Genomic DNA, 12,957 nt, shown 5'->3' on the forward strand with positions numbered 1-12,957 from the left:
TTTTTTTGATTTGATTTTTGGCGTCGAATGTCATACTTAAAATCCTTTTCTCAAAAATTCAAAACAGGTGGCCTTTCGAAGAAACTTCGTTTTCTTCAAAATCGAAAAGCGCGTTATCCCCATCAAGAAGTCAAACGCGGATCAGATCGAAATCAATATGGATAAAACGAAACAAAGTAAAAACTCGAGGGTTGTAATCACCGGAATCGGAGTCATCCTTCCTAACACATTCTCGGTGGACGAATTTTGGAAAAATCTTTCCGAAGGAAATTCTCAGATCGATACGATCACTCGATTTAATACGGAAGACATGCCCGTAAAAGTTGCGGCAGAGATGAACAACTTTGACTGGAAAAAATTTCTTCCCGACTTAAACGAAAAACACGCAAAGAATTACAATCTTGAAACCTTCGCCCTTATGTCCGCGATGGAAGAAGCGAGAAAGGACGCAAAACTGGAGAAAGATTCGGTCGATCCTTCCAAGGTGGGCTTTATCGATTCGTCTTCCCGCGCGTCTCTGGCTTGGTGGGAACACGCCTGGAAACTCTATCACCAGGAAAGAAACGCGAGCGTCTTCGATCGTTATTCGGTTCTTACTTCAATGGCATCTAATCCCACAAACCTCACCGCGATTTACGCAAATATCCAAGGATTCGTGACCACCATCACGGCGGCCTGTGTGGGCGGACATCATGCGATCAGCCTTTGTTATCAGGCGATTCGAAAAGGAAGAGCCGAGGTAATGTATGCGGGAGGACACGAGTTTCCTCTGATCAAACCTCTCATGATGATGTATTCGGATCCCGCGAGTTCGGTCATGTCCTCCGAAGAAAAACATCCTAAGTCCGCGATCAAACCCTATGATCGAAACAGGGACGGCTTTATTTTAGGAGAAGGCGCCGCAGTCCTTTGTATGGAAAGAATGGATCACGCAATCGCCCGAGGAGCTCGCATCTACGCAGAGGTCTTAGGAACGTTTAGTTACAACGAAGCCGATCACGCAATGAGAATGGATCTAACCGGTAAAAAAGCCGCGACGGGTCTGAGCCGACTTTTAAAAATCAGCGGAATGCACCTAGGCGATATCGATTACTTTTGCGGACACGGGACGGCCACGATTAACAACGATATGGCGGAAAGCAGAGCGATGAAAGTTTTATACAACGGTCTTGCAAAAAACAAATGGGCTCCGCTCGGTTCCATCAAACCGATCTTCGGACATACTTTTGGAGCTGCGGGAATCATCAACGTTGCCGCGACGGCGCTTATGTTGGAAAAACAGATCATCTGTCCTACGATCAATCTCAAGGACGTGGATCCGGAATGTGATCACGATCATATAACCGAAGGTCAGAGAAAGGTTCGTCTAAGAAACGCGATCTCGATGGCCTTCGCCATCGGTAGCCAATCCTCTTTTGTAAGTCTGACTGCACCGGATCTTTAGGGTACGAAGAATGAAATCCGGCGGACTCCACAAACAATACGATCATTCCAAAAAAATGAAGTCGGTCCTTTACTACCAAGGCGCCGTGACCCAGGACATCTTAGGAAGTCTCACCGAAATTCTCAAAAGTAGAATCTCGGATGAAAAAAGGAAAAATAAAATTCTCAAAGTATTCGTAGAGATGGCCCAGAACGTAAGCCACTATTCCTCCGAAAGGGAAAAGGATTACGGAGTCGGATTGATCTTAGTAAAGGAAAAAAGCCACATTCTCAAACTCTCCACCGCGAACTTTTTAACTTCTGAGACGGCCTCCCCGCTCCAGGAAAAACTGGAACACTTTCTCTCGCTTACGGGAGAAGAGATCAAGGAACTCTATCAGGAAAAAATCAGGGGAGAAAGACCCGAGGATAGCAAAGGCGCCGGTTTGGGATTCTTAGAAATATTAAAAAAATCTGATTTTCCATTCCGCTCCTCTTTCGAAGAGTCTCCAAACGGAGAGTTTTTTTTCACTCTTACCGTTTTCTTTCGCTTGGGGTGAGTTTCCAAGGTTCCGCGTGCGAAAGGGCCATCTCTTTGACTTCGATCACGATCACGGAAGTATTATCTCTCGTCATTCTAAGATTCGCTTCTTCCGCGAGATGAGAACAGGCCTCCTTTACGTTAGACGCGTTTTTAAGAATTTCTTCCAGATCGTCGATTTTAATGACGTCCGTAAGCCCGTCCGTGCAAAGAAGGATCCGATCCCCTTCGCTTAAAGAATTCGTAATATCAAAAAGATCCATCTGAAGATCCGTGGTTCCGCCTCCGATACAACTCGTGATATAACTCCTGGAACTCTGATTCCCTCCTCGGACCGAATCGGAAAAGGAATGATCCACGGTGATCTTATGGACCCCTTGGGAAGAAAAATGATAGGCTCGACTATCGCCCATATTGAAAACAAGAACCTTTTTTCTTCCGAAAAGCGCGCCGACAAGAGTGGTTCCCATTCCAAGTTTACCGGTCATCAAAGCGTGTTCGTTGATTTCGTTGTTGATCTTCCGAAATAAATTCTGCCAACCTGCCCTCGGAAGTTCTTCCAGAGGTTGAATGGCTCTCTCCATCCAGGCGAGTTTTTCCAACGTGAGACGGCTTGCGATTTCCCCGGAAGTATGACCTCCCATACCGTCCGCGAGCGCAAGAATCAAAGGAGAATGGGAAGAATCGCGGATGCCGGTGGAAGCAAAGGAACCGGAAACCGTACCGGCGACGATTTCTCCGGAAACATACATCGAATCCTCGTTATGCGAACGAAAATTTCCCTTTTCCGTAATTCCGAAATATTGAATCATCATGAAGAATAAAAAGTACGGAATTTTGAAGGAATTTCCGTAAAACTATTATAAAATTGTGTCAGCGAAGGTATTCAAGAACAAATCTTCAGGAGGTCGCTTTTTTCAAACTATTGAGACGAAGAATTCCTAAATTCTAATTCGCTTCTTTCTATTTCGTTTAAAAAAGAAAATTATTTAGCGGAATAACCGCCGTCCACGGGAAGAGCCGTACCGGTGATAAAAGAGGCGTCCTCGCTGCACAACCAAACCGCAACTTTCGCGATTTCTTCGGGAGTTGCGATTCGATGGAGAGGATGCAGTTTTACGAGTTGTTTTTCGGCCTCCGCCGAATCTTTCGCAAAATGAAAGAGCTCGTCCAAAATTTCAGTCTTCACGGCTCCGGGACAAATCGCGTTGATACGAATGTTTTTTTTTGCATATTCGAGAGCTCCACTTTTGGTCAAACCGATGATTCCGTGTTTTGCGGCGGAATAAGGATTGATTCCGACAACACCGTTGATCCCCGAAATCGAAGAGACGTTCACGATCGCTCCTCCTCCGAGTTTTAACATTTCAGGAATCTGATATTTCATCGAAAGCCAAGCGCCTTTGAGATTTACATTTACCACCTTATCCCATACCTCTTCCGGGTATTCGTGCAAAAGGTGATTCTCTCCCATAATTCCTGCATTGTTGATTCCGAAATCCAATCTGCCGAATTTTTCAACCGCGGCATCCACGGCTTTTTTTACTTGTTCTCCGAAAGTGATGTCGCAGGCTACGAAAAGAACGTCACCTCCCTTTGATCTAATTTCGGATTCTAATTTTTTCCCCTCTTCGGACCGCCTGCCGCAGAATACAACTTTCGCTCCTCTGAAAACGAACTCTTGAACTACTGCCTTTCCGATTCCTGTGCTTCCGCCGGTCACCATAGCGACTTTGTCTTTCATCGAATTCTCCAAAAATAGAATATTCAAAATTTAGGATATCTTTCTCGTTTTCCCGTTTTTCACTCGAGATAGATATTTTTTCAGATGTCCGTTGATCACTTCCAAATCGGTAAGTTCCCTCTCCACAGAAGTCACTTTTAAGTCTTCGATCAGGATAAAAAGATATCTGAGTTCTTCCAGATGAACTTTTGCTTTGAGAATGTTTTTTATTTTCTGGGAAAGAATCCGGCTTCCCCATGCTCCCGCAATCGAAACGGGTAAAAGGGTCGCAACCGAACGGAGATGCTCCAGAAGTTGTGTGTGATCTTTTCCCCGGGAGCCCTCCAATTGATTTCCGAGTTTATATACTTTTAAAATGAGATTGTGAGCGAGTCTCCAGACTTCCAGCTTATCCAAGGTGCGAATCTGAGTCGCGGAAGCGATAGAAGATACCGTTTCCGAAACACCGACGGTAGGAGAAGGATAAGAAGGGATTTTTCCGTCCGTAAACTTCTTTCTAAAACCTTCCGGAACCGGAACAACCTTACGAATTGAATAGTCGAAAAATAAAACCCGAATTTGAACGAGAGAAACCTTCTCTTTTCTTTGGTTTTTGGAGATACGAAAATAAAGATCGAAGGATTTTTCTCCGAGATTCGCTAAAACTACATCGATCTTCACTTGATCGTTGTAGAGCAATTCGCCCTGATACAAAATTCCAGCGTTAGCAAAGATGATACTCTTCCCGTAAATGTTAGTCACTGAAAAACCGAGATATTGAAAAAACTGCAGATGCGCTTCCATCACCAGATCCAAGATCGAAGCAAAGGAGACGTGAATATCCAGAGTCAAATCTGTTTTACGAATCGACAACTCCGTTGAGAAGTGATAGGTTTCCGGAAATTCAATCTGTATATCGGCCATAAGAAATATTTTATATTACTACGAAGTTCAATCGGGACATAATGATTCTAACGCCGCCCGCCCTTCTTATTTTCCAAATCAAAAAATCGAAACGTTAGAATCGTTCCCGAAAAGAACCGGTCCCGAGTTCTCGAAAAAAGATCTTCCTATTGTTAGTTTCGGTTTTCGAAAGGCTCGTCTTGAATCGAAATGGCACTTTGATCCTAACAAGAGGAAAGTCTCTTACAAAATCGAAAATGAAAAAACGGACTTCCTGATTTATTATAGGTTCCTAAAATCACATATCCGGTTCTCAAATCGATCAAGAGTCGCAAATTTTGATTTAGATAATTTTTTATAATCAAGGATTGTTTTTAGATTCTGCTTCAAAAAGTTCTTGCTCGGAAGCCTTCTCCAAGGAAGATCTTTCCACCATTGAGACACGCCAAAAATCTACTCGGTGTTTGTTGAAAAAGAATAGAAAGAAAAAACTTAGGATTTTAAAAAACTCCGACTTCTCTGTAATGAATCTTCTCTTTTTCTCGTAGCACCGGAGAGAAAGAAAAGCGTCCTTGCAGATCGGAAAAAAAAATCCAGAACATTCATACTGATCCGGGAAACATAGAATCATTGGAAGCAAACAAGAAGATCTTTACAAATCCAGATGAAATGATCCGAGAGATCGTGAAGCCGGGAATGTCGCTTCATCTTTCGGCGACTATGTCGAGACCCAATGCGCTCATCTATTCTCTCGCACGATGTTTCCAAAATACAAATCCTGAGTTTACGATCAGCATGGCGGGAATTCATTCCAGCGCACACGCTCTTACCATCTCCAAGATTGTAAAAAAGATGATCACCGGTTTTGCCGGAGACAATTATCCGAAACCTTCTCCAAATTCACTCTACTCGAATCTTTTGGACGGAACACCGTTCGAACTCGAACTCTGGTCCTTATTGAGTATCGTACAAAGACTGATGGCCGGTGCGATGCGGCTTCCCGGATTTATTACGAATTCTCTTTTAGGAAGCGATTTGATTTTGGACAAGTTAGGCAAAACGGCTTTTCTGTTTCCGGATCCACAAAGCGTTTCGCAAAAGGAAAATCTTCCTTATACTCAGGATTATAAAGGTAAAAAAGGAACGGATCTAGCCTACATTCTTCCTTTAAACCCCGACTACACTTTGTTACACGCGGTCATCGGGGACGAAGACGGAAATCTTGTTCTCTGTCCTCCGAGCGGCGAAGGCTACTGGGGCGCGCTCTCCGCAAAACGAGGAGTCATCGCAACGGTGGAAAGAATCGTTCCGAAAGGATCGATTCCTCCCGAACTCGTAACCATTCCCGGAAACAGAGTCGTCGCTTTATCCGTTGCGGAATACGGAGCACATCCCCAGTCTCTTCGAGTTTTCGATCTTCCTGGAATTTCGGCCTTCGAAGGTCTATCCACTTATCTAGACGATTATGAATTTCAAATCGAAGCCAATGAAGCAGCTAACGTGCCTTCCAAAGCCGAAAAATGGTACGCGGATTACGTTAACCTTCCCGGCGGTCACTCCGAATATCTGGAACGTTTAGGAAGTTCTCGTCTCAGAAAACTAAAACAAATTCCGGAAGAAAACAAAGCGCTGAAACTGGAAGATCCCACTACCGTCAACGATTCGGAGCAGATGATCATCCTCGCGGCGAGAGCGATTCAAGAATACGTAAAGACAAAAGGATACAAAACGATTCTTGCGGGAATCGGAGCCGCGCATATTTCGGCTTGGACGGCCGCGCATTTTTTGGAAAAGGAAGGAATTCAAGTTCAAGTCATCACGGAACTCGGATTCTATTCCATGAAACCTCATGCCGGAGACGTATTTTTATTCAGTCAATTACACACAAAAGACTGCACGATGCTTTCGGATATCACAGGCATTTTAGGAACGGTGGTTCCGGATCACTGTCTCGGAGTTTTGGGCGCGGCGGAAGTCGACTGGTTCGGAAACATCAATTCCACAAGAACTACCAAAGGGAAATTTCTCGTGGGTTCCGGAGGCGCCAATGATATCGCCGCGAGCGCGGATTGTATCGTGGTTGCAAAAGCGAATCGGGGAAGATTCGTAAAAAAGGTAAACTACATTACTTCAGTGGGAGATCGTGTGATGGAAGCCATCTGTCAATTCGGAAGGTTTCAGAGACAACCCAACTCGGATCACGTTTTCGAATTCACACATTGGATCGCACCTCCTTCGGACGAGGAAATGGAACCGGAAGAAGCGGTTCTTCGTTATACGTCCTGGCTCCCGCCGGACGAAGACGTTCCGCTCAAAGAAGAAAAACCCGTGACAGCGGAAGAGCTTACCGTTTTAAGAGAATTGGACCCGGAAAAGATTTACATAGAACAATTTATGGTATATACAAGACTTCCATAATAAAATAAAATTCGAATTTACTTAGGGGAAAAAAATGAGCGGAAAAAATTTAACGAGCAATGGAGTGAGAATCACCGGTTTCGGTCATTATTTTCCCGAAACAATCGTGACAAACGAAGAAATCCGCTCTCGTTTGAAATTTCCTGAAATGCACCCCGCAGAAAAAGCTGTGATCGGAAATATCGGAGTCAACGAAAGAAGAAGAGCCAACGAAAAAGAGACCGCGATGTATATGGCCGCGAAAGTTGCAGAGATGGCTCTCAAGGACGCCGGAAAAAAACCGGAGGATGTGGATCTTTATATTCTCGCAAACTGGACCGATCGTTATTATCTTCCCGATCTCGCCCCCCAAGCGTCCAAATTATCGGGAACAAAAAACGCGCTCGCCTTTGACGTAAGCACGGCTTGTACCGGTTTTGTCCACGGAGTTCAGACCGCTTCCGCATTCCTAAGTTCCGGCAAATTCAAGAATGCGTTGGTCATCGGAAGTGAACGATTTTCGGTTCGAACACGCATGGGAGGTTACGGAGAATTCACCGCGGGAGACGCGGCGGCCGGAGTCTTCTTGGAATTTACGGGAGATAGGAATTTTGGAATCATCGACTCATTCTTACAAGACGACGGAGACCTTTCCGGGATCATAGTCACGGGACCGCCTCCTCAGAGTTATGTGAAAAGTTATCCGGAACTCGTCACAAACGCCGCGGATCTTACTCTCAAATCCATGGATCAACTCCTGGAAAAAAACGGTTTGACGATCGACGACATCGACTGGGTGATCCCTCATCCGGGGACGGACGTTGTGGTACAGGACGTTCTCAAAAGAACCAAATTTCCGAGAGAAAAAATTCTCATGAATTTTGAAAAGGTCGGAAACACATCCGCCGCTTCGATACCGATAGTCTTATCAGAATATTATTATAAAGGAATATTCAAAAAAGGAGACGTATTCCTCACTCCGGCCGTCGGCGGAGGATTTTATTGGGGAGGACTCCTATTTCGTCTCTAAAGAAAGAGAGAAAAAACAGGAAATAAAAAGATATGAAAATTGAAGGTTACGAACTAAAAGAAAGAATGAATTCGGATTCGTCGACGGAAGTTTACAAAGCCGTTCGAACCAAGGATGGGGTTCCGGTAGTCGTCAAATACATTCCCATCCTGGACGAATTACATCCTGCGGTCGTCAATTTAAGAAACGAATTCGAAATTCTAAATTATCTCGCATCCGAGAAGATGATCCACGCCTTCGCCATGGAAAAAATCCCGGAAGGATTCATTCTCGTCTTAGAATTCGTTCCGGGAGGAACCCTCAAACATTTCTCCGGAAAAAAACCGGTCAACCTGAAGGACTTTTTCAAAATTGCGATCGATCTCGCCGAAAGACTCGGGGAAATACATAATAAAAAAGTAATACATAAGGATTTAAAACCGGATAACATCATCTTCAATCCGGAAGGAAGTATATTAAGAATCGTCGATTTCGGGATTTCCACTCGTCTTTCCAAGGAAGAAACGTCCTGGTCCAATCCTAACCGATTGGAAGGAAGTATTCACTACGTGTCACCCGAACAAACCGGAAGAATGAATCGATCCGTCGACTACCGAAGCGATTTTTATTCCTTAGGAATCACGTTTTACGAACTCATCACCGGAAAACTTCCGTTTGAAAGCGAAGACCTTTTGGAACTCGTTCACTTTCATCTTGCAAAAGATCCCGCCGATCCGCGCAAACTCAGAAACGAAATTCCGGAAGCATTGTCCCAAATCGTATTAAAATTATTATCTAAAACCGCCGAGGATCGTTATCAAACTTCGGAAGGGTTAAAGGCCGATTTAGAAACCGTTCAGAAAAAATGGCTCGAGTCCGGAGACGTTCCTGCGTTTGTCTTAGGATCCAAGGACTATTCCCAAGAATTTAAGATCCCTCAGAAGTTGTATGGTAGAGAAGAATATATAAATTCACTATTAGGTGAATTTAAAAAAGTCACGGACACCGGAAGAACAAGCGTCGTTTTGATCGCAGGTTATTCGGGGGTCGGAAAATCCTCTCTCGTAAAAGAAATCAACAAACCTCTCACCGAATCCAAAGGTTATTTTGTATCTGGCAAGTTTGATCAATACAATCGAAACGTTCCTTTCAGCGCGATCATTCAGGTCTTTTCCAATTTGATCGAACAAATTCTCACGGAATCCCCCGAAAGAATCGAAGACTGGAAGAATAAGATCAAAGATACGTTAGGAAGCAATGGAAAAGTCATCACCGACGTTTTACCCGAACTCGAATTTATTATCGGTCCGCAAACGGCCGTAACCGAGTTGGGTGCCCAAGAAAATGCGAACCGTTTTTATCTGGTCTTTCAGAACTTCATAAAGATTTTTGCAAATCAAGAACACCCCCTCGCCATCTTTCTAGACGACTTACAGTGGGCGGACACATCGTCTCTGGAGTTAGTAAAAAACTTAATCGAAGACGTTTCCGTAAATTACCTTTTCTTAATGTTGGCTTACAGAGACAACGAAGTCGATTCCACACATCCGTTTTCGACTTTGGTTTCAGGTTTGGAAAAAGAAGGTTTCCGATTGGACAAAATTCTTCTAAAACCCCTCAGCCTGCAAAACGTAAACGAACTTTTGGCGGACAGCCTTAGAAGTTCTTCCGAAGAAACATTGAGTTTTGCTGAAATCGTTTATTCAAAAACGAGGGGAAATCCGTTTTTTATCAACGAACTCTTAAAACAATTATCGAAGGAAGAGATCATTTCCTATAAAAAAGGTGACTCTACGTTCAGCGGAAAGTGGATCTGGAATCTTGAAAAAATAAAAAACACAGACATTTCGGATAACGTGGTAGAACTTCTAGTAAGAAGAATCAAAAAACTTTCTCCGCGTACGCAGGAAACTTTAAAGTTAGCTTCTTGCATCGGAAGCAACTTTGATCTCGGAGTCCAATCCAAAATTTTAGGAACCACCCTAAAAGAAACTGCGGCGGCAATTTTAGAAACGATGGAAGAGGAATTGATAGTTCCTTACGGAGACAACTACCGATTGGTCGATTCGATGGAGGAAGTGGAAGAAAACAGAGAAAAAAACTTTCAGATAGCCAAGACGATCCTATTTCGTTTTCAACACGACCGTGTCCAACAAGCAAGTTATGAATTGTTAAGCGAAGCTCAAAAACAGACCACTCGATTAAAAATAGGAAGAATCCTCTTAGAAAACTTAAACGAAAAAGCGTTGGAAGATTCTATTTTCGACGTTGTAAATCATCTAAACACCGGTTCCTCCCTAATCACGAAAAACGAAGAAAAAAGAAAACTACTTCAGTTGAATATTCAGGCGGCCCAAAAAGCCAAACTCTCGGCCGCTTATAAACCCGCGAAATTATACTCCGAAAAAGCAAGAGAACTTCTTTTTGCGCTTCCGGAAGCGGAGAAGGGAGACAAGGAACTCTGGTCGAAAGAATACGAACTTGCGTATTCTGTTCACAAGGAATTAGCGGAAGTTCTATATCTCAACGGAAATTTTGAAGAATCACAAGAGATGATTCAGACCATCTTAAAACAGGCAAAAACGCCGGTCGAACAAGCAGAAGCCTACAACTTGCTGATGATCGAATATTCGGCTCAAGGAAAATTCGATCTCGCGATGCCAACGGTGATCAAAGCCTTAAAACCGTTAGGAATCGAAATTCCGACTTCAAACTTCGATAAGGTTGTGGACAAAGAAATCGAAGAGGTAAGAAAAAATTTAAAAAACAGAAGTGTAACATCGCTGCTAGACGAGCCTCTTATGACGGATGCAAACCATATCTGGGCTGTGAATCTGTTGATTAGCGCGATCCCGATGGCCTACAACAAGGAACCCGCCCTATTCCCTGTGATCTGTTTGAAGATGGCGAACTTACTTTTGAAATACGGAAATCTATCCGATTCCTACGGTTACTCCTGCTACGGAATGGTTCTTGTTGGGAAACTGTCCGATTACAAGGCCGCATACGATTTTTGCGAACTCGCCGTCAAACTCAGCGAGAAATATATGAACTCGGGCGGTTACACAAAAGCCGCAAACATATTGGCGAATTATTCTTCCTCGTTCGTAAAACACCTCAAGTTCTCCGAAGAAGTGAACATCAAATGTGTACAGGCCGCCTTGGATTCCGGAGAGTTTCTACACGGAAGTTATGCGGCCATGAACGATGCGTCTAACGTTCTTTTTCAAGGGAAAAATCTAGAAATTCTAAAACCTAAGATCAACCAACTTCTGAAATTCGTTAGAAAGGTGAAAAACAATCTCGCTATCGATACGATCTTAGGTACAACCTTGATTCTTTCCAATTTAAGAGGGGAAACGGGCGGCCATCTTGACTTTTCTTCAAACGAATATCAGGAAAAGGAATATATCGATCTTTGCAACGATCACCAAAGCTTGGCACCGATCTGTACGTTCAAAGTGATGAAGATACGATCATTATTGATGTATGGAGAATATCAACTGGCTCTTCAAGAATCGGAGGAAGCCAATGGTATGATCCTTTATCTCGGAGGTCAGTATGGCCCTTGGGAGCATAATTTTTTGTATTCCCTCACGCTTGCCGCGAATTATAAAAAAGTTACACCTGATAAGAAAAAAGAATATCTCAAAAAAATCCGTGAGAACCAAAAACAACTCTTGGTGTTAGCGGAAAGTTGCCCCGAAAACTTCTACCACAAACATCTCTTAGTCGAAGCGGAACTTGCAAGACTGGAATACAAAAATTGGAAGGCGGCGAGAACCTACGAAGCGGCGATCCGAGAAGCGAGAAAGAACGAATTTCCAAACGATGAAGCTCTTGCCTGCGAGATGGCCGCGACCTTCTGGCTTTCCAAAGGAAGTATCAAGATCGCCGGAGAATTTATCAACGAAGCCTTTCATCGTTACGGACTTTGGGGAGCAAACCTCAAACAAAGTATGCTCAAGTCCAAATATCCGGAGTTTATCCGCGAACGAGGAACCGGAACGATTCGAACCCACAGAACGATTTCGACCACGACTGCGGCGGCCACGGAAGTTTATTCGGGTCAGACCTTGGATCTTCAATCCGTATTAAAAAGTTCTACTGCGATTTCCGGAGAGATCAAACTGGAAAATCTCTTAGACAAGTTGATGAAGATCGTAATCGAAAACGCAGGGGCGCAGAGAGGAGTTCTCATTCTTAAAAAAGAAGGAAGGCTCTATGTGGAAGCGGAAGGTTCGATCACAAAGGACGACGTCGACGTTCTCACCGGAATTCCTCTCGGCAACAGTAAAAATCTTCCGATCTCTCTTATCTACTACGTGGAACGTACGAAGGAGAATTTGGTACTTAGAAACGCTAACCAAGACGAGAAGTTCAACAAGGACGAGTATATTAAGAATTCTAAAACTAAATCCGTTCTTTGTACCCCGGTGATCAAACAAGGAGAAATTTCCGGAATTCTCTATCTCGAAAATAATCTTTCGGAAGGTGCGTTTACTTCGGATCGGCTGCAGATCATGAACATTCTTTCCTCGCAAGCTGCGATTTCCATCGATAATGCGTTACTCTATGCGAATATGGAGGAGAAAGTCAGGGAAAGAACGAGAGAGTTGGCCCAGGCAAACGCGGACCTTGGATTAAAGAATCAGCATATCACAGACAGTATCACATATTCATTGAATATTCAACAGGCGATTCTTCCCTCCGAAACTCTTCTTGCAAAAAATCTAAAAGAGCAATTCGTCCTCTTCAGACCGAAGGATATCGTCTCGGGAGACTTCTATTGGTTCAGCAAAAAAGAAGGATCAATTTTTCTAGCTGCCGTCGATTGTACTGGACACGGCGTCCCTGGTGCTTTAATGTCAATGATCGGAAATACTTTGCTCAACCAGATCGTAAACGAAGCGGGAATCAAAGATCCCGGAAAGGTCTTAGAACATTTGAATAAGAATGTAA

8 protein-coding genes are annotated in these 12,957 nt (G+C 43.7%); 5 read left to right on the top strand and 3 right to left on the bottom strand.

All coding sequences use genetic code 11. From position 1 onward, the window contains the following. Positions 1 to 157 precede the first annotated feature (157 nt). On the top strand, positions 158 to 1,444 hold the full coding sequence (locus JWG45_RS04475) for a beta-ketoacyl-[acyl-carrier-protein] synthase family protein (RefSeq protein WP_205278588.1): 1,287 nt from the start codon (positions 158 to 160) through the stop codon (positions 1,442 to 1,444). A gap of 10 nt (positions 1,445 to 1,454) precedes the next feature. Further along, complete coding sequence (locus JWG45_RS04480; protein WP_205278589.1) at positions 1,455 to 1,982, top strand: SiaB family protein kinase; 528 nt, start codon at positions 1,455 to 1,457, stop codon at positions 1,980 to 1,982. Here JWG45_RS04480 and JWG45_RS04485 read toward each other — a convergent pair. The 3 genes from JWG45_RS04485 to JWG45_RS04495 all read right to left on the bottom strand — a co-directional run bounded on the left by JWG45_RS04485 (position 1,957) and on the right by JWG45_RS04495 (position 4,610). Continuing rightward, positions 1,957 to 2,778, bottom strand: coding sequence for a PP2C family protein-serine/threonine phosphatase (locus tag JWG45_RS04485; protein ID WP_205278590.1), 822 nt, complete (start codon positions 2,776 to 2,778; stop codon positions 1,957 to 1,959). The two genes, JWG45_RS04480 and JWG45_RS04485, sit on opposite strands and share 26 nt — an antisense overlap. Positions 2,779 to 2,948: 170 nt before the next feature. Beyond that, positions 2,949 to 3,707, bottom strand: coding sequence for an SDR family NAD(P)-dependent oxidoreductase (locus JWG45_RS04490; RefSeq protein WP_205278591.1), 759 nt, complete (start codon positions 3,705 to 3,707; stop codon positions 2,949 to 2,951). Between the two features lie 30 nt (positions 3,708 to 3,737). Further along, complete coding sequence (locus JWG45_RS04495) at positions 3,738 to 4,610, bottom strand: acyl-CoA thioesterase (RefSeq protein ID WP_205278592.1); 873 nt, start codon at positions 4,608 to 4,610, stop codon at positions 3,738 to 3,740. Positions 4,611 to 5,219: 609 nt separating this feature from the next. Between JWG45_RS04495 and JWG45_RS04500 the strand changes: the two genes are divergently transcribed. The 3 genes from JWG45_RS04500 to JWG45_RS04510 all read left to right on the top strand — a co-directional run. Further along, positions 5,220 to 7,007 carry a CoA-transferase gene (locus tag JWG45_RS04500; protein WP_205278593.1) on the top strand — a complete coding sequence of 596 codons (1,788 nt, stop codon included), beginning with the start codon at positions 5,220 to 5,222 and terminating at the stop codon, positions 7,005 to 7,007. Between the two features lie 34 nt (positions 7,008 to 7,041). After that, complete coding sequence (locus JWG45_RS04505) at positions 7,042 to 8,016, top strand: ketoacyl-ACP synthase III (RefSeq protein ID WP_205278594.1); 975 nt, start codon at positions 7,042 to 7,044, stop codon at positions 8,014 to 8,016. A gap of 32 nt (positions 8,017 to 8,048) precedes the next feature. Continuing rightward, positions 8,049 to 12,957: AAA family ATPase (locus tag JWG45_RS04510; RefSeq protein ID WP_205278595.1), on the top strand; the 4,909-nt coding region annotated here is incomplete at its 3' end.

Source organism: Leptospira ainlahdjerensis, assembly GCF_016919175.1.
GTDB classification, from domain to species: Bacteria; Spirochaetota; Leptospiria; order Leptospirales; family Leptospiraceae; genus Leptospira; species Leptospira ainlahdjerensis.